General features: G+C 38.5%; 22 protein-coding genes and 1 riboswitch. Of the genes, 14 read left to right on the plus strand and 8 right to left on the minus strand.

Annotation, left to right across the window (positions count from 1 at the left end; genetic code table 11):
• Nucleotides 1–49 precede the first annotated feature (49 nt).
• Nucleotides 50–1,057: a dTDP-glucose 4,6-dehydratase gene (gene rfbB / locus H6793_02010; protein USN95917.1), complete on the minus strand. Its 1,008-nt coding sequence runs from the start codon at nucleotides 1,055–1,057 to the stop codon at nucleotides 50–52.
• Between the two features lie 27 nt (nucleotides 1,058–1,084).
• Complete coding sequence (locus H6793_02015) at nucleotides 1,085–2,416, minus strand: phosphomannomutase/phosphoglucomutase (protein ID USN95918.1); 1,332 nt, start codon at nucleotides 2,414–2,416, stop codon at nucleotides 1,085–1,087.
• Between the two features lie 76 nt (nucleotides 2,417–2,492).
• Between H6793_02015 and H6793_02020 the strand changes: the two genes are divergently transcribed.
• Complete coding sequence (locus tag H6793_02020; protein ID USN95919.1) at nucleotides 2,493–2,915, plus strand: hypothetical protein; 423 nt, start codon at nucleotides 2,493–2,495, stop codon at nucleotides 2,913–2,915.
• Here the strand turns inward: H6793_02020 and galE are convergent, their stop codons facing one another.
• Complete coding sequence (gene galE, locus H6793_02025; protein ID USN95920.1) at nucleotides 2,916–3,923, minus strand: UDP-glucose 4-epimerase GalE; 1,008 nt, start codon at nucleotides 3,921–3,923, stop codon at nucleotides 2,916–2,918. It lies immediately after the preceding gene.
• A gap of 213 nt (nucleotides 3,924–4,136) precedes the next feature.
• On the opposite strand from galE, the gene H6793_02030 reads away from it, so the two are divergent.
• Nucleotides 4,137–5,450 carry a CHAP domain-containing protein gene (locus H6793_02030; protein ID USN95921.1) on the plus strand — a complete coding sequence of 438 codons (1,314 nt, stop codon included), beginning with the start codon at nucleotides 4,137–4,139 and terminating at the stop codon, nucleotides 5,448–5,450.
• Nucleotides 5,451–5,454: 4 nt separating this feature from the next.
• On the opposite strand, the gene H6793_02035 is transcribed toward H6793_02030, so the two are convergent.
• Nucleotides 5,455–6,522 carry a glycosyltransferase gene (locus H6793_02035; GenBank protein USN95922.1) on the minus strand — a complete coding sequence of 356 codons (1,068 nt, stop codon included), beginning with the start codon at nucleotides 6,520–6,522 and terminating at the stop codon, nucleotides 5,455–5,457.
• Nucleotides 6,519–7,949, minus strand: coding sequence for a sugar transferase (locus H6793_02040; protein USN95923.1), 1,431 nt, complete (start codon nucleotides 7,947–7,949; stop codon nucleotides 6,519–6,521). The genes H6793_02035 and H6793_02040 overlap by 4 nt, the downstream gene beginning before the upstream one ends.
• 80 nt (nucleotides 7,950–8,029) lie before the next feature.
• On the opposite strand from H6793_02040, the gene H6793_02045 reads away from it, so the two are divergent.
• The 3 genes from H6793_02045 to H6793_02055 are packed head-to-tail and all read left to right on the plus strand — an operon-like array spanning nucleotide 8,030 to nucleotide 9,821.
• Nucleotides 8,030–8,524, plus strand: a complete 495-nt coding sequence (locus H6793_02045) for a GtrA family protein (protein ID USN95924.1) — start codon at nucleotides 8,030–8,032, stop codon at nucleotides 8,522–8,524.
• A gap of 4 nt (nucleotides 8,525–8,528) precedes the next feature.
• Complete coding sequence (locus H6793_02050) at nucleotides 8,529–8,999, plus strand: hypothetical protein (GenBank protein USN95925.1); 471 nt, start codon at nucleotides 8,529–8,531, stop codon at nucleotides 8,997–8,999.
• Between the two features lie 18 nt (nucleotides 9,000–9,017).
• Nucleotides 9,018–9,821 (plus strand): undecaprenyl-diphosphate phosphatase, encoded by an 804-nt coding sequence (locus tag H6793_02055; GenBank protein ID USN95926.1) that lies wholly within the window; start codon nucleotides 9,018–9,020, stop codon nucleotides 9,819–9,821.
• Nucleotides 9,822–9,835: 14 nt separating this feature from the next.
• On the opposite strand, the gene H6793_02060 is transcribed toward H6793_02055, so the two are convergent.
• On the minus strand, nucleotides 9,836–10,810 hold the full coding sequence (locus tag H6793_02060; protein USN95927.1) for a hypothetical protein: 975 nt from the start codon (nucleotides 10,808–10,810) through the stop codon (nucleotides 9,836–9,838).
• Nucleotides 10,811–10,882: 72 nt separating this feature from the next.
• A riboswitch (cobalamin riboswitch) is annotated at nucleotides 10,883–10,990 on the plus strand.
• A gap of 42 nt (nucleotides 10,991–11,032) precedes the next feature.
• On the opposite strand from H6793_02060, the gene H6793_02065 reads away from it, so the two are divergent.
• Genes H6793_02065 through nadD form a run of 3 tightly spaced genes read left to right on the plus strand, consistent with a single transcriptional unit; the run spans nucleotide 11,033 to nucleotide 13,500 of the window.
• Entirely contained in the window at nucleotides 11,033–12,172 is a 1,140-nt protein-coding gene (locus tag H6793_02065; protein USN95928.1) for a hypothetical protein, read from the plus strand.
• Nucleotides 12,173–12,178: 6 nt separating this feature from the next.
• Nucleotides 12,179–12,898 (plus strand): hypothetical protein, encoded by a 720-nt coding sequence (locus H6793_02070; protein ID USN95929.1) that lies wholly within the window; start codon nucleotides 12,179–12,181, stop codon nucleotides 12,896–12,898.
• Nucleotides 12,898–13,500, plus strand: coding sequence for a nicotinate (nicotinamide) nucleotide adenylyltransferase (gene nadD, locus H6793_02075; GenBank protein ID USN95930.1), 603 nt, complete (start codon nucleotides 12,898–12,900; stop codon nucleotides 13,498–13,500). The genes H6793_02070 and nadD overlap by 1 nt, the downstream gene beginning before the upstream one ends.
• Here nadD and H6793_02080 read toward each other — a convergent pair.
• On the minus strand, nucleotides 13,494–15,185 hold the full coding sequence (locus tag H6793_02080) for a cation:proton antiporter (protein USN95931.1): 1,692 nt from the start codon (nucleotides 15,183–15,185) through the stop codon (nucleotides 13,494–13,496). The two genes, nadD and H6793_02080, sit on opposite strands and share 7 nt — an antisense overlap.
• Before the next feature lie 80 nt (nucleotides 15,186–15,265).
• Here H6793_02080 and H6793_02085 point away from each other — a divergent pair, with 80 nt between their 5' ends.
• Together H6793_02085 and H6793_02090 are read left to right on the plus strand one after the other, a co-directional pair.
• Nucleotides 15,266–16,540, plus strand: coding sequence for a magnesium transporter (locus H6793_02085; GenBank protein USN95932.1), 1,275 nt, complete (start codon nucleotides 15,266–15,268; stop codon nucleotides 16,538–16,540).
• A 60-nt stretch (nucleotides 16,541–16,600) separates the two neighbouring features.
• Nucleotides 16,601–17,239: a CHAP domain-containing protein gene (locus tag H6793_02090; protein ID USN95933.1), complete on the plus strand. Its 639-nt coding sequence runs from the start codon at nucleotides 16,601–16,603 to the stop codon at nucleotides 17,237–17,239.
• 26 nt (nucleotides 17,240–17,265) lie between these two features.
• Here H6793_02090 and H6793_02095 read toward each other — a convergent pair whose 3' ends face one another.
• Nucleotides 17,266–17,883, minus strand: a complete 618-nt coding sequence (locus tag H6793_02095) for a DsbA family protein (GenBank protein ID USN95934.1) — start codon at nucleotides 17,881–17,883, stop codon at nucleotides 17,266–17,268.
• A gap of 118 nt (nucleotides 17,884–18,001) precedes the next feature.
• Between H6793_02095 and H6793_02100 the strand changes: the two genes are divergently transcribed.
• The 4 genes from H6793_02100 to H6793_02115 all read left to right on the plus strand — a co-directional run bounded on the left by H6793_02100 (nucleotide 18,002) and on the right by H6793_02115 (nucleotide 22,959).
• Nucleotides 18,002–19,057 carry a CBS domain-containing protein gene (locus H6793_02100; GenBank protein ID USN95935.1) on the plus strand — a complete coding sequence of 352 codons (1,056 nt, stop codon included), beginning with the start codon at nucleotides 18,002–18,004 and terminating at the stop codon, nucleotides 19,055–19,057.
• Between the two features lie 176 nt (nucleotides 19,058–19,233).
• A complete protein-coding gene (gene aspS / locus H6793_02105) occupies nucleotides 19,234–20,544 on the plus strand; it encodes an aspartate--tRNA(Asn) ligase (GenBank protein ID USN95936.1) in 1,311 nt (436 codons plus the stop codon).
• Nucleotides 20,544–21,167 (plus strand): Type 1 glutamine amidotransferase-like domain-containing protein, encoded by a 624-nt coding sequence (locus H6793_02110; GenBank protein ID USN95937.1) that lies wholly within the window; start codon nucleotides 20,544–20,546, stop codon nucleotides 21,165–21,167. Before aspS ends, H6793_02110 begins: the two co-directional genes overlap by 1 nt.
• Before the next feature lie 52 nt (nucleotides 21,168–21,219).
• Entirely contained in the window at nucleotides 21,220–22,959 is a 1,740-nt protein-coding gene (locus H6793_02115; GenBank protein ID USN95938.1) for a hypothetical protein, read from the plus strand.
• The last annotated feature ends 15 nt before the right edge of the window (nucleotides 22,960–22,974 follow it).

Here is a 22,974-nt window from a genome sequence, read left to right on the forward strand (position 1 = left end):
TTTTTCATTATGTTAGAACCGAAATAAATTTAGCTATGGAGTACTGTTTCTAAGATCTATGACCAGATTTTTGATATTTAGATTCTGTGATATTTTTTTGAGGCTTCCACCATTTTTCGTTTTGTTCATACCACTTAATAGTCTCTCTAAGGCCTTGCTCAAAATCAGTGAACTTTGGTTTCCAGCCAAGTTCGTTGACGATCTTTGAGTTATCAATAGCATAACGTAGATCATGCCCGGGACGATCAGTGACATGATCATAGTCGTCTTTTGGTTTGCCCATGATTGTAAGAATCTGTTCGATAACAGCCTTATTGTTTTGCTCACCGTTTGCTCCAATAAGGTAAGTTTCACCAATCTTGCCGTTTTCAAGTATTCTTAAAACTCCCGAGGAGTGATCTTCGGCATGGATCCAGTCCCTAACGTTTTTCCCATCACCATATAGCTTAGGTTTGCGACCCTCGATAATTTCGGTAATTTGGCGTGGAATGAATTTTTCAACATGTTGGTAGGGGCCATAGTTATTAGAACAATTAGAAATCGTAGCTTTAACCCCGAAACTCCTTACCCAAGCTCGTACCAATAAATCAGAGCCTGCTTTAGTGCTTGAGTAAGGGCTTGATGGATTATAGGGAGTATTAGGGGTGAATTTGGCAGGGTCGTCCAGCTCTAAATCCCCATAGACTTCATCTGTAGAAATATGGTGAAAACGCTTATCGTGTTTGCGAACTGCTTCAAGCAGGGTGTAGGTTCCAACAATATTTGTATCCAGAAATGGTTTTGGATCAAACAAAGAATTATCATTATGCGATTCAGCAGCAAAATGAACTATGGCATCGGTTTCGGAAACTAGTTTGTCCACCAGGGTCTGATTACAGATATTACCATGAACAAAAGTCAGTTGTTTGGGGTCAAGGTTTGATATGTTTTTTTGATTGCCTGCATATGTTAAAGCATCGAGCACGGTTATATGAATATTTGGACGCTCTTTTGCAAGATAATGCACAAAGTTTGATCCGATAAACCCACAACCTCCAGTTACTAGAATCTTCTGCATAAGTAAATTATACCAATTATGAAGTGATTAATTTTTGATGTGCGTAGTGACTTTGTCAACAAGCTGATTAAGTTTGTCTTTGGTTTTGGCTTCAATATTGAGTCGTAGAATTGGTTCGGTATTGCTGGGCCGAATATTAATCCAGGCGTCATCAAACCAAACTGTCAATCCATCCAACGTATCTTGTTTGTTATCTTTAAATAGCTTGGATATTCTTGTGATCATGGCTTGTTTGTCTTTAACTTCAAAGTTGGTTTCGGCAATATGGTGATATTTATTAAACTGACTTACAAGACTAGACAGGGGTTTGTTACTGATAGATAGAACATACAACGCAACAACACAGGCAATTAGGCCCGAATCAGCGTTGTAATTATCTCTAAAATAATAATGACCACTACTTTCTCCAGCAAAAATAGCATTGTGTTTGCGCATTTCTGCCTTTATGTACGAGTGACCTACTTTAGTGCGAATGGCGGTTCCTCCGTAACTCTTCACTATTTCTGGAACAATCCAGCCACATGTGGCGTTATAAAGAATTGTTTGATTAGGGTCTTGTTGCAGAAAGAAATCAGCTAGCATGGCCGTAAGAGCTGTGCCACTAATAGCATGTCCGTTCTCATCAATCAGAACTGCACGGTCGCCATCACCATCAAAAGCCACACCAACGTCGGCATTCTCTGTTTTTACGCGGTTAATTAAGTCTTGAATATTGGCTGGTTCGATAGGATTGGCGATATGATTAGGAAATGTTCCGTCGAGCTCAAAGTACATTTCGGTAACCTCAAGAGGCAAACGGGGTTCCAGGTGGGGTATTATTTTTCCGGCCATTCCGTTGCCGGCATCGATGATAACCTTCAGGGGTTTGAGCTTATCGATATCAATAAAACTCAAGACATGATTTAGCCAGTCGTTTATAACATCTTTCTGCGAAATAGTGCCTTCTGGTTTTGCTTGCCAAGTATTAGTTATTGCTAGGTCGCGTATTTCTGCCAGTCCAGATTCAATGCCGATTGGTTTGGCTTGTTCGCCACAGAACTTAATTCCGTTATACTCCCCTGGATTATGGCTAGCTGTAATCATAATTCCTCCAGCAAGGTTATAAAATCCTGCTGAAAAGTAAATCATATCACTAGTAACTTGGCCGACATCAATAACGTCACGACCTTGATTAACTAGACCGTTAATCATAGCTTTAGCTAGCTCCTCAGAGTCTGGGCGCATGTCTCTCCCAACCGCCACAGACCCTTTAGTTGGTAACCAATTTGCAACTGCTTTACCAATACTATTAACAACATCAGGTGTTAACTCGCTACCAACCTTACCGCGAACATCATAAGCTTTAAATATTTGATCCATTCTTATATGGTATATGAAAGGTTGAGATATCAGAAATACTTGTCAAACCTGATATAATATTACGCAGAGGAAGAAAATGAACACAACAATAGCCTTGAAGAATAAATTTCAACCAGTTCGTAAATCAAAATTACCTGTTAGTTTACGTACACATAAGGACGAGGCCAAATATTTACAGGCTAAGCAAAGAGGTGTTGCAAGAAGGCCTTTATATGAAGAAACCCCAATACAAATTTGGAATAATTGGATGTTGATAGAAAATCAGTTTCCTTACAACGCCGTTTTTGATACTCATCATATGTTAGTACCTAGGCGTGGAGGCGTAATAAAGGCTGATCTATCAAAAACAGAACGCCAAGAGCTCGAAGACATTCTAGACGAACTTAGCGATATATATGATTGTTACATGGTTAATTACCCTAAGAAGCAATCGATAAAATCGCATTATCATATCCACTTATTGACATACAAAACAGATCGTCGAGATTTGAAGTTATAGCTACTGCTGTTGTTGCCAATGCCAAGCATCTTTTAGGGCGTCACCCAGCGACAAGGTGGATTTCCAGTGTAGAGTCTTGTTGGCTTTTGATGTATCAGCATAAATTTCGATAATATCTCCAGGGCGTCGGGGTCCAATTTTGTAAGGCACTTTTATATTATTGACAGACTCGAAGGTGTTTATTATTTCTAGTACGCTAGCACCTTTGCCGGTTCCGATATTTATAGCATCGTAAAAATTTTGGTTATTTAGGAGGGTGTCAAGAGCTTTGACATGGGCTTTTGCTAGATCAACGACGTGAATATAATCTCTTATACAGGTTCCATCTGGAGTATCATAATCGTCGCCATTAACAGTGAGTTCTGGGCGAATTCCTGAGGCCGTTTGGGTAACGTAAGGTACGAGATTAGCGGGTGTGCCGATAGGGAGTTCGCCAATTTTGCCACTTGGGTGAGCTCCAATTGGATTAAAATAACGTAGAGCAACGGCAGATTTTATAAGACCCGCGCTGTAACAGTCTTTAAGAATGGTTTCGCACATTTGCTTAGTTGCACCGTAGGGTGATTCAGCGGGTTTGAATGGCGATTCTTCGGTGATTGGCAGATTATCTGGTTCGCCATAAACCGTACAGGATGACGAGAAAACTAAATTAGAAACTCGGTGTTGGGCTAAAGTTCGTAGCAAAGTAATAAAGTTTGCCACATTATTTTGATAGTAATCTAAGGGCTTGGCTGATGATTCGCCAACTGCCTTAAAGGCTGCGAAGTGAATAACTCCTGAAATATCATACTTTTTGAATATGCTATTAAGAATATCTAGATCTGCAAAGTTGCCTTGAATAAATTGGGGTGGAGTTTTGGTGATATCGGTTATGCCCTGCAAAACAGAGTCTCTTGAATTACTTAAGTCATCAATAATTATCGGATTGTATCCACTACTAATCAGTTCAACAACGGTGTGTGATCCAATAAATCCAAGTCCGCCTGTCACTAGTACATTTTTTGACATAATCTAATATTGATTATATCAAGATTAATTATCGATTGCCTGATTGAATGTTGTAATATCTAATTTGTATTTTTTAGAACATTTTTTGACACATCTGCCGATGTTTATAAAAAACTCAAAGCGTAATGAATCGGTAACTAGGAAATCATGAGCAATTTCTGATTAGTGATGGCTGAAATATATTAGTTGCCACAATCAAGTCATGGGGGATTGATGAAGATTTTGGGTAAATTAGTAAGGTACGGGAAAGTTCTTTGGTTGGTGGGTGTCGTGTTGCTGAGCGCAAACACTTCTTTATTAACAAAAACAAAAGTCGAAGCGAGTAGTTATCCTTGGGGTGGTGCTGTTTGTGTGGCAACCGGACAGGTTAGCGGAAAGTGTCCAAATTACGAGTGGTCATATAATGGGCAAGTTCGCAATTCCGCAACAGGCAACTATTATTATAGGAATTGCACAGACTATGTTGCTTGGCGATTAATAAATTCTGGCATTCCGTTATCGAAAGTTTCTGGTCTTGGAGGAGCTGGCTCTTGGGATGACAATGCACCACGAAAAGGTTTGACTGTTAGTGGGGTGCCAACACCAGGTTCGGCTGGTGTTGATGAGCGTTACGGGCATGTGGTTTATGTAGATAGTGTTAGTGGATCTACAATAACAATTTCTGAATTTAATTGGGGCAGTACTGGTAGTTATGGCTCGCGTACCGGTACGGCAGGGCAGTTAGGGTTGTCAAAGTTTGTAAGTTTTGGTTCGAGCCAACAAAGTAGTGGCTCTTATGAACAATATTATTCAGGAAGTGGCGTAAAATCGGCAAGTTTCTTGGGAACCGACAGGTTATATCCAGGGCAGGTAATGCGAGCTAATCAATATATAGAATCATTCAATACAAAATATGTCTTGTTGATGCAACCAGATGGCAACTTGGTAGAGTATGGTGGAGAAGCATTTAATCCAGTTTGGAATACCAGAACATCAGGTAATCCTGGGGCATACGTAGCTTATCAGCCAGATGGAAATCTAGTTGTTTATGCGTCTGACGGCAGGCCACTTTGGTGGTCGGGCATGAGATCTGGATCGAATCAACTAGTATTACAAAACGATGGACACCTGGTTAACTATAATCCTTGGCATAACCCACTTTGGTATACGGGCGTATACTTCGCAGATAATACTTTTTATGCTGGCACTAACGTAATAAATTCAGGCGGTAGGCTAATACAGAATCAGTATATAAGATCTGGAGATGGTAGATATAGCTTACGTATGCAAGCCGATGGTAATCTGGTTATTTATGGACCAGGAAGCCATGCCTTATGGAATACCAGAACGTTTGGTAATCCTGGGTCAAGGCTTGAGGTTCAATATGATGGTAATCTGGTCATCTATAACAGATATGGTGGCGCAATTTGGTGGTCGGGAATGAGAGCAAACTCTAAGCTTCTTTTCATGCAGTCAGACGGAAACCTCGTACAGTATGATTTATGGTGGAGACCGTTATGGAATGCCGGCACCAACGGCAGGTTATAGGGCGCTACGGTAAGTGTTTACCTAACGATGTTTTAAATTCATCCTGACTGAACTGAGAAGGAAATGGAACCTTCCTGATTGGGTCATAGTTCTCTAAAGCTTTCATAAGACTATCAACGGTTTGCTTCTCAAAGAAAACACCTGTTTCACCTGGTTTTATATAGTCCAGGGCGCCACCAGACCGATAGGCGATCACTGGACAACCGGAAGCAATTGCTTCAACTGCTACTATTCCAAAGTCATCAATTCCTGGGAAAATAAAACCTTCGGCTGATTGAAAAGCGTCGATAAGTTGACTGTCAGATACATTGGTTTTAAAGGTAACTGATGGCCCTGCAAGGTTGCGTAATTTTTGATTTTCTGGACCGTCACCTATTACTAACAATGGTTTATTAAGACGTGAACAGGCCTTTACGGCTAAATCAAAACGCTTATATGGTGTTTGTCTACCCGCAATTACAAAACCACTACTCTTATGTTGTTTTATGGGCTTAAATCTTTCAACATCGACAGGAGGAAAGACCACTAAACTTTCTCGATTGTAGTATTTTTTGATTTGTTTTTTAGTATATGTAGAGTTGGCGATTATCATATCTGGACGCTGGCTGGCTTTGTAATCCCATTTTCTTAGTGGAGAAACTAAAATCTTTAGCCCCAAACGTGCTAGAGGGTCGAACACTCCAAAGCCCGGATGCTTCAAATATTCATCGTACCTGCTCCAATAATAGTGTGTCGGTGCATGTATATAGGCAACATGCTTTGTCTGCTTATTGGTAATAACTCCTTTGGCTTCGGCTCCGCTAGAGGAGATGACCAAATCATAATCTGAGAAATCTAACGACTCGAACCACTTAATACGTAGAAAAGGAATAAACTTTCTTAACTTGCTAAAGGGCCAATTTTGCAAATAACCGGTTATAACTTTGTTGTTAAGTCGTTGGCGCCATTCATCAGTAGCGTAGCTGGTATAGATTGGCGCATCTGGGTATATTTGATGGATTGCTTCAACTACTTTTTCGGCTCCTCCACCAATAAGCCAGTCGTGAACTATGGCGACTTTTAGTTTGCTCACTTTGCTCCTCGACCGTTAATAATAATCCGGAACGTTTTGGCTAGAATTATTAAGTCTAACCAGAAATTCCAGTTTTGAACATAATACACGTCTAGTTTGCGACGCTCATCAAAACTAATATCTTTTCGCCCAGAAACTTGAGCTAAACCAGTAACGCCAGATTTAACGCTTAAAATGTGATGGTTATTCTTAGCCTGCTTTATTTCTTCTGGAACTAAGGCTCGTGGCCCTACTAAGCTAATATCACCCTTGATAACATTCCAAAGCTGGGGTAGTTCATCAAGGCTGGAAACTCGTAAAACATGGCCCAGCTTAGAAATACGGGGATCATCTGGTAAATAATCGCCATTTTGCCGATATTGTCGAGCTAGATCTGGTTTGTTGATTTTTGCAAAGGCTTCCTCCGGGCTTATTCCACTAAATTTATGTTTCATGGTACGAAATTTATAGATTGTGAAAGTGCGATTATATCTGGTGATCCTTTTTTGTTTAAAAATTGGAGACCCAAAATCGGATAAGAACACCAATAGAGCTATAACTAAGTATACCGGCGATAACAAAACTACTAAGGGTAGGGCGATCGCCAAATCAAATAATCGTTTGACTATTCTACCCCATCCACTCAAGGCAGTTTGGCTAACCGCCACAACAGGTATGGATGATCTAAATAATTCGACATCAATATTTCCAACGAAAAGCTCGGTGTTTCCAGGAATAAATCGGTACGAAATATGGTTTTGTTGAGCATATTCGAGGACTTCGTTGTTTTTGTTCGGGCTATTATATAAGTCGGCCTGGATAATAGCGTGAATATTTTTAGATGTTAACTGTTTGCAGGCATTTGAAAAGCTGTCAAAAACCTTAATTTTAGTTGGTAAGGCTTCTTTGTAGCCAACGACACCAATAGTTCGATAGCCTGAATTTTTATCATTAAATAGATCAACCAACTCTTTGATCACTGGAGAATCGCCAATAAGCAGTAAATTACTAACACCTATGCCGTAACGAAATAACCTACTACGAATAAATCTAGCTAGATTACGAAAAATTACTAATAAAGATACTGATAATATAAAGCCATAGGCGGGCACTAAACGCGCCGGAAATATGGTTTCTTTGCTAACATAGGCAATACTCAGAATGAATAACAGGCCTACGAAGGACCCAATAACAAGACGTCCAAATTCAGAGAATCGCTTTTCATAAATTGAGCTACTATATAGGCCAATTAGGGCAAAAATCACAATCCAGAAAGATGTAAGAACGATTAGTGTCGCAAAAAATGAACGTGCCGAAACAAATTCTATCAGAGATCTTTCATCAATCTTGACTCGTAATATATAGGCAATAACAAAAGCAGACAGAATGGCGAAAAAATCAAGTATTATTAAACAAAAACTGTAAACAAAGGACGCGTTGTTCTTCATAATCCTAACTGTATAATAACAGCTTAAGGGGTTAATAAGAACCATAAACATTTTAAAACTGCTATACTATATGTAATCTGATGAAACAAAAAACTAAGAAAAACAAGCAAAATATTAAACAAATAATTCAGTACTCAATCACTGGGGGAGCTTGGTTTTGGTCTGGTTATGCAATGTTTGCTCTATGTTATTCGTTCTTTGGGTTAGATATTGTTTCGTCAAAGATCATTTCTTACGTCTTTGGCCTGGTTGTTAACTTTTTACTTGAACGATTCTGGGTTTTTGAGGATAAGGACTCTCGAAAAAATCTTGATAAAGTTACGTTGCGATATATCTTGCTTTCTATAATAAATCTTGGAATCGATACCTTTATAGTTTGGGGTTTGAGTCAAGTTGGTATTTCTCCATATATTGGTCAATTTGTATCGGCCGGATTTTTTACAGTTTGGAACTATGTTTGGTATAAACTATGGGTATTCGCACGCAAGACAACACCTCATCCACGGCGTGCAGCTTCGCCAACATTAAAGAGGCCAAGGGTAGTTAAGCGAAGAAAATTAAACACGAAGAAATAAATCTATGGGAAGCAATATTAATAAACCAACAGAAACAACTAGACCAACAAAAAAACAAAAAGCATTACTAGATTTTATTAGCGAATTTATTGCCCAGCATGGCTATAGTCCAAGTTATAGAGAGATAAAATCTGGCCTGAACTACAATTCGGTAGCCACAGTTGCACTACATATCAACAGTTTAGTAGCAAGAGGGCACTTAATTAAGCGTGATCACTCAGCTAGATCATTGGAGCCAGTAAAGGGCGCAGAAGAATCCATAAAAACAAATCGAGTTACAGAAAAAGAAGAGAAGTGGTTGGTTAAGAAGATAGAGTACTATTTTATGACTGCCGAACAAGAACAAGATCCATCACAAGATCAAATTAATCAACTTTACGTATTGGTTGGTGCTTTAAAGATTCTTGGTTTTGATGGCGCATCACAAAGCTTTATCTCGAGATTAAGTAGCTTAAAGAATTCATCCAAAAGGTAATTGAGGTAGTATATTTATATGGCGATATTACAGGCAATAATACTAGGAATCTTAGAAGGATTTACTGAATTTTTACCAATATCTAGCACAGGACATCTCTTATTGGCACAAGACTTGATTGGCTATAAAGATACAGCAGAAATTTTTGCGGTTGTTGTTCAGATGGGTGCATTAGGTGCGGTGGTTTGGTATTACAAAGAAGATCTTGCCAGGAAGACTAAAGATTTATTTAAAGGCAGTAAACAAGCCAAGCAGTTTTGGAAGATCTGGATAATTGCAACTCTTCCTGCCTGTGTGGGTGGATTGCTCATGGTGAAGGTATTTGACTTTAGCGTAAACTCGTTGGTTATAGCTCTGGCATTAATTATCGGAGGGGTTATTATTTGGTTAATTGAGAATTACCACAAGACTAAGCCTTCGAAGCTAAAACCCCAGTTTGACAAAATAACTACTCGCCAAGCTTTTGGTGTAGGTTTGTACCAGGTTTTAGCTTTGGTTCCAGGAGTCTCGCGTTCGGGAGCTACAATTATGGGAGGGGTCCTGTGTGGGTTTGATCGCGTTACGGCAACTGCCTTTTCGTTTTATTTGAGTATTCCAATTCTATTTATTGCAGGAGCTTACAAGATAGTGGATGGTTATGATGAATTGTCAACTATTAGTGGCGGGGGTGTGGCATTATTGGCTGGAGTTGTTGCGTCATTTATCACTTCTTTTGTGGTGATAGGTTGGTTGTTGAAATACGTAGCTAAGCATGATTTCAAGATTTTTGCCTATTACAGAATTATTTTAGGGTTGTTGATACTTGTAAGCTTATTGGTCTAGATCGTAGTCTCATATCAACTAGACTCCGGCCTTCGATAAGTAAATGATTTATACGCCGACCGACTAGAAAGAACGTCAGCAATCGACTCCATAGTTTCATGAACATCATGTTCGTTTCTCATATGTCTAGGGGTTCCCAGAATTTCGAAAATGAATTCATCGTCAGGCTTATGGATGGCTATTGGCAAAACCTTAGTATTATCACTTGTTAAAATCTCAACTGTTCCTCTCGTTACTGGAGCAAGAGTAGAGGAGTCTAGATCACCAGGAACTACTGACTTATCAACTGTTCCACTTGGCGCAATCCCAAATAAATTACCTCCTGCTTTTAGTCTAGCCTTAATTCTTTGACGCAAAGACCAGTTGTAGGCGGAAACTAATTTTTCTGGAATATTCGTACCTCTAATAGAATCAGTTTTTGGGAAGCTAAAGTATTGTTTATCGCACATTTGAGTAAGAATATCAACCGCTGGGATTCCAGAATATCCCAGATGAGCGATCATTTTACTTAAGATGATATTTGTTGAGAATTGATAATCACGATTACGATTTTGACCGATAGTTTTTATGGCAATATGGCAAGCCACTAGTGCCTCAGCAATATCTTGAATCTCACTATGATTAGTCATTACGATAATATTCTGTTTTGACAATAAATCCTCACCCAGATATGTGACGAGGTCACGCTCGTGTTCTTCTTGATTGAATACCTCTAGGATATTTAAAAACCTTTCTGGATTCTCGCTATTGACTGCTTTGGCTATAGCAATCATATTCTCAATGTTGGTGGGTGTTCCATCTATGGATTGTGTGGTTATTCTTTGTGCAGGGTGAATGTCGTGGTCAATCGGTAGTGCAGTCAATTTGCCATTAGATCGATCGGCATGTCTTTGAGCCAATGCATTTAGTTCATCAGAAACTGTCTGTTGTTGTTCTCGCCACTGTTCAAGAGGCGCAAACCTGTGATGCTCTCCTTTTTCTATTTCCATAGCTTTACTATATATCTTTTGCCTTCATTGTGTGATAAATGAAGTTAATACTACTACATGTAGTGTAGGCGAAGCGTGCTAAACTACTAATACTTAACAACAAAGCTGGAAATAGGTGAAATTCCTATGCTGTGCCGCAACGGTTAAAGCCCGATACAGTTATTAAATCTCTCGAGCAAGAGTATCTTTTAATATCTCCAGCTCGATAGGCAGGGGGTTAATATGGAAACACTTACAAGCGAGACACTTGTAGAGCGACGGCTTGATAGGAATCATAGGCTTTACGATGATACTACGACATGGCTAGCAGAAGCACTAGATGGCAATATGAGAACTAGTTTCGAGTTTAAGTTTTATGGAAACGAACTTTATGGCCAGGATGGCGGTGCCTTAGGGCCAATTTTTACAGACTCTTTAGAAAGTGCGAAAAATTTATCTGCTAATTTAAGTTTTGAATTACGTAGACGTAAACATGAAATGGACGAGTATCTAGAGATGATTCAAATGATGAACGGATCTGATTTTAATACAATGGTCGTGGTTTCTGACTTTCCTGATGAGCTAATGAATGAAACTACGGACGTTGGGGGCTATAATTGTCAGCGAAAACAAACCATGCTTCGGGTTATAACCAAAAACGAAGATGGGGGGTTGACTATGCAGACTCAGTCGCTAGACCGTAGTGAAAGACATGCTTTGGAGTCTATATACTTGCAATTTGGTCATCAAGCATCACCTGGAGAGTTGTTGGGTCAGCGCATCCACCTTATGCTTGATCCTGATGCTCAAAAAAATCTTCTAGACGGCTTAGTTGAAGTTTATGATCACTCTCTATATTTACGTTATGGCGGAGAATGGCAAGCAGGTCGACAAAAATCTAAATTTATTAATACCTATGATTTTGTATTACAGCAACAAGATTTGATTAAGTATTATTCTGAAAGAGCTGACTATTTTGGCGATAATCAACCTGTACTTTATGGGGTGGTTGCAACTATAAAAAGTAGATATGAAGCTATGGGTTTGGTTGGCGAATCAATCATCACACCAAATATAGAATTCAACAAAGCTAGCGAGTATAACCTAAATTATGAAATTGCTCTTTCAGTACAACAGTCAATTATGTCAGGAGAAGACTTTAACGGTTGTGGATTAACTATCAGTATGAGCGACGATACTGCATCTCAACTAGGAGAAGCCGGCTATGGTAGTAAAACTGAAACAAATCAAACCTACCAATTCAATAAAAAGATGCATTGTGTAGTCTGTCAGGCACCTCCCAAGGAAGGCGAACTAAAGAAGATGTGTGGCCCATGTGGAATTTGTCGCTCGTGTGATTCTAAATTACAGAGTAAAATATAACAAAGTATGAAATATCTATTACAAAGCAATAAGTTGCCGAAAGAATGTAAAGGATTGTTAAGTTTTCTGCTGTGGTTAATCTTGGCAACAATCCTGCTTCATGTTTTTTGGCAAATTGTGCTCTGGTCTTTGCATACTGACAACCGTGTATTAAACGATGTAGTTAATCGCTTTGGCTTGGATGAGGAGCTCAGCTTTCCTACTTGGGTAAATTCTATGCTGGCACTGATTGCAGGTTGTTTTGCTTGGGTTGTCGGTAAACATAAAGTTAACAAAAGAAAGAAAACAACTTGGTACGTAGTTGCCTTGGTTGGTGTATTGATATCAATCGATGAGGTGGCATCATTTCATGAGTTGCTTCTACAGGCCTTACATATCTTGGCAAAATTTGGGGATCGTCAAGATTTTCTTGATAATGCATGGTTAATATTACTGCCGTTAATACTAATCGGTGTTATTTATGGAGTATATGAACTTCACAAAAATTTACCAAAGCATACATCAAAACGATTAGTGATAGCGTTGTTTGTATATTTACTTGGCGCTTTAGTGGTTGAGTTCTTATCAATCCCATTTGACAAGTCTTTGCTTGTCTACAATTTAGGTATGGTTGTACTTGAAGAAACCTTAGAAATGATTGGCGTTTGGCTAGCTCTGCGTGCTGTTTTGTTACATATAAATGAACACGAACCAGAATTAGAAAAAAAGTTAACAGATATAATTTGATGAAGAGAGGTAAAAAGTTAGGTGTATTCAGCGGTACCTTTGATCCGTTTCACGAGGGACATCTACAAGTATGTTTAACAGCAATTCAAAAATGCCAACTAGACAAAGTCGTGGTCTTAATAGAGAAAATACCGTTACATAAAACTAGAGTTTCTGATTATGGTCACCGCATGCGCATGATCGAACTGGCGCTTAAAAACCACCAGAACATCGATTTTTTAGATATAAATTTAAATAACATAACCATTAACACAGTATTGCCAGTTTTAAGCAGGTTATATGAAGATAGTGAGTATTGGCTCATAACCGGGTCGGATGTTTTAAAGAATATAGCAAACTGGAATAAGGTTGACGAACTGCTTAAAGTCATGGGTTTATGCATAGTTAACAGAAGCAATCACAGCCAAAAACAGGACAAGTTACTTATTAATGATTTGCAGAAAAAATTCGGGAGAATTAGATATCAACTACTTCCTGAAATATCGTCCAATGCATCGTCTTCAGTGGTGCGTAGGCAGATCTATGATTGTTCAGAATCGAACTTATTACTTCCAGAAGTCTTAGACTACATCAACACACAACAATTATATAAGGCTCAATAGGTGTCGTTTACTTCAAAATGGTTCTGCAAGTAATTTAAGTGCTTAGTCCTATACTTATTAAACTCAGATTTTTTGAATCCGTTATGCTTAATAAAGCCACTAACCTTTTCGTTACCTATGTAATGTGGAAGAATCACAAAACTGGCTCCCAGACCATACAGTTCTATGGCCTCAGCAACTGAGTCGGCATGGCAAATAACAATACATTTTGGATTATGCTGGTGAAGATGTTGAAGTAAAAAGACATTGGTGGTGTGGTCGGTTATAACAGCTACCACAAACTTAACATCCTCTAAGTTGATTTCTTCTAGTAGCTGTAAATCAGTAGCATCGCCATAGATGTATGGAATGCCATGCTTTTCAGCATCATCTATTACATCAGGATCATGATCGACAAGCAGGAATTTTTTATTTAGTTGTCGAAAAACATTAATATATTCATGTCCACCTTTTTTGAAACCAAAAATAACGGCATCAACTGAGGTCTTGTGATCTTTGGTAGGTCTAGTTTTCTTTCTTTCGAAAAGTCGCAAACGTGGTTCAAGAAGCGAGTATAATTTATCTGAATAAATGATCATATAAGAAGAAATAGCCATAGTTAGTATGGCTGTTACCATAATAAGTGAAACAACCTCCTGGCTAATCTGCTTGTTGCTTTCTCCTAATAATACTAATATGAGCGAAAACTCACTAACTTGAGTAAGGGCAATTCCAGCTTTAAAGCTTGTTTTTTTAGTGTATCCCAGAATACCCATGACAGTCATGACAATTAACGGATTACAAATCATGACTATTAACGATAGAATTATAGCTTGTCCTAGTACCGCTTTGACATCATTAAGGTTTAGTCTGGTACCTAGAGCAATGAAGAATACAATTAAAAAGAAATCCCGAAGAGGACGCAAGCGAGATCCAACATCTTGCGCATAAGGCATTGTAGCTAGTGATACTCCAGCTAGTAAAGCGCCTACTTCAACCGAAAATCCAAATTTATAGAACATCGAAGCAATACCGAAACCCCATGCAAGAGTGAATAAAAAGAGAAGTTCACGTGACCTAGATAAAAAATGTGTCAGATGTTTTAAAATAAAGTTCGAAACCAAAAATACAAGAGCAAATAGTGCAAATCCTTTTACTATCAAGGGTAAAATCGTCTGAAATGTAATATCTCCTTGACTTGATGCAGAAGCAATAACTAGGGCTATAGTTGCAACAACATCTTGAACAAGCAAAAATCCAATTGCAATCTTTCCGAATAGTTTAGTTTGTTCTTTTTTGTCTGTTAAAAGTTTCAGGATAATAATTGTACTACTAAAGGCCAGGCTTGCACCTATATATACTGACGAAGTCTTATCAAAACCCAATAACCCGGCAATCCAAAATCCCATTAATGAAGTAAAGAAGACCTGGCAGAAGCCGGTAATTAATGACACCTTCCCAACTTCTTTAATGACCTTCGGATTGAGACCTAGCCCAACAATAAAAAGTAGCAATGTAACCCCAAAACTTCCTAGGGTTTCAATAGATTCAGGACTTTTGACTAACCCTAATAGAGAGGGTCCAACTATCAATCCGGTAATGATATAACCAATAATTAGCGGTTGACGCAAGTAACGAATAATCATTGATATCCCGGCACAAAGACCCAGGAGTACTGATACTTCAACAAAAATATTACCTTGCATATCTATTTTTCATTTTTCTCATGCTTATTGTACAATAAATCTAGTAATTAATAAACTAAATATCATAAAGAAGAAGTAAAGTGAAAATTCCTACAATAGAAGATATCAACGATTCCGTGAACTCCATATTGCCGGATATTATCTTTCGTTATGATAAAAGACTGAACATTTTTCTAGAACAAACTACCGAAAAACAGGCGGAAATATTACGAAAAGCCCCAAAATCAGTACGTAAAGATTTGCTGATTAAAATGCCAGAACCAGATCTTGTTAAGATACTATCGGTTGTTGACCCAGATCAAGCTACGGACATGCTTCAGTTGTTAACTAAAGCTAAACGAGAAAGTGTTTTAGCTCAGGTTAGCGAAGAGATCAAAGAATCCCTTTCGACATTATTAGAGTTTGACGCAAATACCGCGGCTGGCTTGATGACACTCGATTATATTTCAGTTGAAACAACAGACAACATCAAGACTGTTGCCCAAAAATTTAAGACCCATGAAACAAAAACCGGTCGATCTCCGATTATTTTAGTAAGAAAAGAGGGGAAATTGTCTGGTTTTTTGCCCGCTCATGAGCTAGGTTTGGCTGGTCGTAATGAATTGATAGGTAAGTATGTAAAAAGAATACCTACAATTTCATACGCTGCAGATCATCAAAAAGTAGTTGATAAATTTAGGGCTCATCCACACAATAAAATAGCTGTATTAAATGACTCAGAAGATGTCATGGGGATAATCTACTCAGATGATGTTTTGCAGTTGATTGAAGAAAAAGAAGCCGCTACCTTGTACGACTTCGCCGGTGTTAGTTCCGAGGAAGGTGTGTCTGATAGTTCAGCGCGTAAAGTGAAGTTTCGATATAAATGGTTAATAATAAACCTAGCAACAGCTTTTTTGGCGTCGTTTGTTGTTAGTCAGTTTGAATCAACAATCTCAGAATATGTACTTTTGGCAGTTTATATGCCAATAGTTGCTGGCATGGGAGGAAACGCCGCCACCCAAACTTTAGCAGTTTTAGTTAGAGGTATTGCGCTTAAGCAAATATCCTTGAGGACAGCTTTTAAAACACTTAAGAACGAAGTTGGCGCTGGGTTTATAAATGGTTTAATCAACGGATTTTTAGTTGCTTTCGTTGTACTGGTTAAGGATCATGACGTGAAGATTGCAATCATTTTAGCGCTAGCTATGGTCATCAATATGATAGTTGCCGCAACTTTTGGCACACTAGTGCCTTTGATTATGGCAAAGCTACGAAAGGATCCTGCAACATCCGCAACAATATTTATTACTACTGCAACAGATGTTCTTGGTTTTTTGGCTTTTCTCGGCTTGGCAACAATAATTCTTAAATAGAAAAAGATTACAATTGTGATACTATAAACTCATAACTAATAAGCAAAAAATAAGGAAAAAATGAAAAAATCGAAAACAAAAGTAACCAACGGAGCAAATGTTTTTAAAAAGTACAAGAAAATTTTTATATGTCTAGCCGTACTAATAGTCGCTATAGGAGGGTTCGTAGCACTTAAGTTGAGTATGGCTGCGCCTTTTGATGGATGGCAAAGACTTAGAGTGGTGAATGTCGCTACTCAACAAATTGGTCATCGTGAATGGGACCCTCAAGTTCTTGCATATTCAGAAAATAATAATGAAAATTGGTGCGCGGACTTTGTTAGTTGGGTTTATGCTACTGCGGGATATCCACTTCCTGGTGGAAGTGTTGCTTATAAAAGAAGCGCTTGGAGGATACCACGGGTATATAATCGAGATCCGAGCGCACCTAATTTAAGGGATATTTTCATTTTTACTGGGACATACAAAACTAAAGAGAGTGGCTATGTTCCCGCTCCAGGCGATGTCATAATCTTTGCAAGAGCAGGAGTAAGCCACACTGGAATTGTCGAAAATACTACTCCAGCTTCTAAAAGTTCACCGGTAATCGTAAACACCATAGAAGGAAATACAGCCAACCAAGTTGCTAGAAGATCTTACTCGATAAATGATGCCAAGATTGATGGGTATGGAACAATTATTGACTTGAAACGTTGGTAATACACTTCTATTGATGATAGTAGCTATTAATTTTCAGCTTTTTTGATAGCTTCGTCAATCAGCTTAGAAAAATCATCCACACTTCTAGGGCTACTAGTGACCTTTTCATTATTGATAAAAAAGGTAGGGGTACCTTCTACGCCAATTTTCTGGCCTGCCGCGTAATCGGCGTTTATTAGCGCATTAATCTCAGTGCTTTTATAATCATTTTTAAATTGTTCAACATTCATACCAAGCTCGCTGGCATAATCTTCCATTATTTGTGATGCATTCTGACTAGAGCTCCAAGCTTGTTGGCGCTGATATAAGAGTTCATACATTTCCCAAAACTTGTTCTGCTTGGCCGAAGCTTCAGCTGCACGGTGTGCACTCATAGCATTTTGGTGTATTTGAGTTATTGGAAAATGCCTAAACTGGAAAGTGATATCATCGCCATACTTTTTTCGTACTTGTTCTAATATTGGGAAATACTCACCACAAACTGGGCACTGAAAATCACCATATTCAAGTAACGTTACCTTTTTTTTGCCGGCACCTGATTTGTGCTCCGTGGGCTGAACGCTAGAAGTACCTTGATTGTTTTGCTTATCCTTCTGCCCTTTAACAACAACAAAACCAACAAATATCAAGATTAAAACTGCCATTACCACCAAAAAACGTTTATTCATACTCGCGACAAATCTCCCATTACTTTTAGTAGTTTAATAATACCCTAATTTGTAGATTTTGAAAAATATCCATAACCACAGTAAGATATTAAGTATGTGGATATTTATTCTTAGCATTTTGCTGGTTATGGTTTTGTTGTATGCGATTATACTATTAAAGACTTATCGGCATATTTCTGCTAAGGAGTTAAAGAGAGAGGCACGATCTGGTGATAAACTTGCTAGTTCCTTGTATAGAGTTACGGGTTTTGGATACAGTTTGGATATTTTTCTATGGTTTGTAATTGGAGTGAGTGGAGGCTTATTGTTTGCGCTACTATCGAGTCATATTAATTTCTGGATATCCGCCGTACTCATTTCCTTAATGATATGGCTAGGATTTGCATGGTTGCCCAAGAGTCATGGATCTTATACGGGTAGACTGATAGCTCGATATAGCGCAAAACCATTACAGATAATTATTGATTTTTTGTATCCTTTGCTTTCAAGAATTGAGCGACAAATAATGAAGTTTACTCCCATTTCTTTACATACTGGATTATATGAGAGACAGGATTTGCTCGATTTACTGAGTCAACAAAAGGGCCAACTTGATAATCGTATCCCAAAAGAAGACTTAATGATTGCTCAGAACGCACTAAGATTTAGCCAGAAAACCATAACAGAAATAATGACACCAAAAAGAGTTATTAAATTTGTGAATATTGAAGAACAAGTTGGCCCTGTTCTAATGGAAGAACTGCACAAAAGTGGGTATTCTAGATTTCCGGTATACGAAGGGAAGAAAGACAATTTTGTAGGAATTTTGTACTTAAGAGATGTAATTAAGGCAAAGGCAGGCGGATCGGTACGAAGTTTGATGGTCAACAAGCTCTATTATGTTCATGACGAGAGTAGCGTTAGTGATGTTTTGCAGGCTTTCATCAAGACTCATTATCACATGTTTTTAGTGGTTAATAATTTTGAAGAAGTAGTTGGATTGGTAACTATGGAAGACGTCATAGAGCAGATTATTGGTAAGCCAATTCTTGATGAGTTTGATGATTATGAGAGTCCGCGGGCGGTCGCTACACGCTTAGCTAGTCAAGACCACAAAGCTAACAATGAAGTTGTTGACACGAAAGACAATAAATCTAGCAAAAGCAAATAACTCATTCACATAGTAACCGGCAGTAGATAATAATCTACAGAGGTGGTATAATAAATATTCTAATGAATTTGGCATTACAAAATAATAGAAATTTATGGGGTGATGGTCGCTTGTGCGGAGCGATTATCGTAGTCCCTAAGTAGCATTATGCAAGAACCTAAAAAACAGGAGGAACTGTGAGGACGTTAAGCAAAAAAATAGCTGAAAAGATAAATAAAGAGGCAACGATTTTTGGTTGGCTCCATAAAAAGCGCGCCATGGGCGGAATTAATTTTATAAACATTCGTGATCGCGCCGGTTTGGTTCAGGTGGTAGTAGAAGACAAACAAGAAGTCGAAAAGCTACGGGGTCTGCAAATAGGTACAGTTTTGGAGGTAACCGGCAAGGTTGTTAAGGAAGAGCGAGCCCCTGGAGGTGCTGAACTACATAATCCCAAGGTGAAAGTTATGGTTCCTGTTACATCAGAACCGCCAATAGAAATCGACAAGCCACTTAGTCATAAATCAGAACATCTCGATACGTTATTTGATAATCGTGAGGTTGGATTACGAAATTTACAGGAACAAGCAGTTTTTAAAATTCAATCACAGATAGCCAAAAGTATTCGCTCATATTTTGAAAAAAATGATTTTACAGAAATAAGAACACCAAAACTATTAGCCGAACCCACAGAAGGTGGTGCGGAGGTTTTTAAGTTAGATTATTTTGGAAAAACTGCCACACTTGCACAGAGTCCGCAGTTTTATAAGCAAATGCTGGTTGGGGTGTTTGAGAGAGTTTATGAAATTGCTCCCGTTTATCGAGCAGAACCTAGCGCAACTACACGACATATGACCGAATACATATCCGTTGACGGAGAGATGGGATTTATCAATCTAAATGATTTACAAGAATTTTTAAGTGGGTTAATTAATTGTGTCGTTGAAGATGTTTGGCAAATTTTTGAAACAGAACTTAAAAGATGGAATGCTAATAAGCCCACGCTAACAAAGAGCTTTCCGTCGTTGACGATGGCTGAAATTCACGAAAAATATTCTAAAGCCACCGGGGAAAACACTGTTGGCGAAAAAGATTTACGTCCTGATGAAGAGCGATGGATATGTGAGTACGCCAAGAAAAACTTAGGAAGTGAAGCGGTCTTTGTGACTGAATGGCCAGCAAACGACATGAAGTTTTATCATAAGGCCAATGAGCAAGATTCAAAAGTTGCCGATCGTGTTGACCTATTATTTAGAGGGATTGAAATTGTAACAGCCAGTATGCGCGAAAATCGTTACGAGGTTGTCGTTGAACAACTCAAGACCCTAGCTGGAGGTGACCCAAACGATCCAGGATTCAAGCCTTTATTGACTGCGATGAAAAATGGAATGCCACCGCATGGTGGATTTGGTATGGGGTTGGAGCGCTTGACGCAAAAGATTATTGGATTCAATAACGTTAAAGAAGCAAGTTTGTTCCCAAGGGATATAAATCGGTTGGCGCCGTAATGAAGCTATATTTGTCATCTTACAGGGTTCCAGTAGAAAAACCGTTATTCGAGCTGTTTGATAAAAAACCCAAAAAACTAAAAGGTGCAATAATTACTAACGCAAAAGACAGGAAAGAACCAAAAGAACGTGAACAAAAGCTTGAAGCTCTTCAGTTAGATTTGGCAAAGACAGGCTTAAAAAATACAGTCTTATTAGATTTATTGGAATATCATAATCCTCGAAAACTAGGGAACCATCTAGCTAGTTTTGATTATCTGTATGTTGCTGGTGGTAACAGTTTTGATTTACTATCGGCCATGCGAAAAAGTGGCTTCGATCATGTAGTCGAAGACCTGTTAGATGTTGGGCAAGTATATATTGGCGAAAGCGCAGGAGCCGTGGTAGCTGGTCCAAGTATGCGTGGTTTTGAGTGCGTCGATGAGGCATTTAAAAAACATCAAAATAAGGGCTTAGGATTAATAGATACAATAATTGTTCCACACAATGACAGCCCTGATCCTGCATATAACGGTATGGCTGAATACATAAAGCTTCAAAATCCCAGCCACACAATACAGCCCCTAGACGATGACCAATGCTTTGTTAAGAATGGCCGTGACGCAAAAACATATACTGCCTAACTACTAGGTTTGTCGTCTAGCAGATTTGGTATAATAAGCGCTAGAGGAATATATGCAAGATCAAAATGACGAAGATAAGATAAATCTAGAAGATGACATTGAAGACATTGAGCTTCAAGAAAATAACGAGTTACTAGATGACCAAGACAGTTTGTCAAGTGAACCAATAGAATCTAAAGATAATATCGAGGATAATACTCCTAACTCTGGCAATAAAATTACGAGGTTAATAAAAGATTTATGGAGAAACCCCAAAAAACGCTGGGGTATAATTATTGGTTCTGCTGTGATTGTTATGGTGGTGGCAATTTTGCCACAATCAAGATACTTTGTACTCAATAATGTTGGAGTACGTAGTTCGGCATCCATAAAGGTGCTGGACAGTAGTACGGGGCAACCTTTAAAAAACGTTAGTGTGAAGATTGGTAGTGTGGAATCTAAGACTGGACAAGAAGGAGTGGCCAAGCTCGATAACTTAAAACTAGGAAATACAAAACTAATAATTCACAAGCGAGCTTTTGCAGAAAGTACTTCTGATATTACTATCGGTTGGGGGAGTAATCCTTTAGGCGAGCAAAATGTAAAACCAGTTGGCCTTCAATATACTTTCGACATTAAGGACTATCTATCAGGTAAACCAATAGAAAAGGCAGAAGCTGTTAGTGGTGAATATAGTGCTTTCTCGGATGAAAATGGCAAAGCGGTATTAACCATTGATCAACCAGGAGAGGATACGATAAAAATCACAATCAATGCCGATGGTCGAAGAAGTGAAGAAATCAATCAACAAACCGAATCTAAAGAAGCCCAAGAAATTTTAATGGTTCCAGCCAGGAAGCATATCTTTGTCAGCAAACGGTCGGGTAAGTATGATGTGTATAAAGTAGATTTAGATGGTAAGAATGAAGAATTATTGCTTAGTGGTACAGGTTATGAAACAGATGACATTAGTTTAGTGCCAAATGCCGATAAAGATATGACAGCACTAGTTAGTACTCGTGAAAATACTAGAAATAAAGATGGTTTTTTGCTTAGCACCTTGACGCTGATTGATGCTACGGGTGATACAGTCTCCACTGAGCCAATTACTAAATCTGAAAAAATACAAGTGATAGGTTGGTCTGGTGATCAACTTGTTTATGTCAAAATTGCCGATGGAGCTAGTGCCTCCACTCCTGGTCGGCACAGACTGATAACTTATAATTCCGACACCGGTCAAAGCAAGGAGATTGCTCAGAGCAATTATTTTAACGATTTATTGATGATAGGTGACGACATATACTATGCCCCTTCATCCGCATTCGAAGGATCCAAAAAGGGATTTTTCAAGGTTAATAGCAAAGGTGAAGACCAGAGGGTGTTATTTGATAATGAGGTCTGGAATATTATTAGAACCGACTACGACACTCTAATGTTTTCTGTAGATAAAGACTGGTACGAGTATGATTTAACTAGTGGTAAGGTTCTTGCCTCTAACGGACCACCCGTAAGCCAAATCACAAGAGTATATATTGATGGGCCAGAGAAAAAGAAAAGTCTTTGGATAGATCAGCGCGATGGGAAGGGTACGTTGCTAACATACGACACAAATTCAAAAGAAGATAAAGTTATAAAAACACAAAGTGGTTTAACGTATCCAATTCTTTGGCTGAGCGATAAAGTTGCCATATATCGCATTAGTACTGATCAGGAATCAGCTGACTATGCTATTAGTTTAGATGGTGGAGAGGCAAAGAAAATCAGAGACGTTACCAAAACCAGTGGTATTGATCGATGGTATTATTACCGTTAAATATTCACTTGGATT

Source organism: Candidatus Nomurabacteria bacterium, from assembly GCA_023898625.1.
Taxonomy (GTDB): domain Bacteria; phylum Patescibacteriota; class Saccharimonadia; order Saccharimonadales; family JAGQNJ01; genus HK-STAS-PATE-36.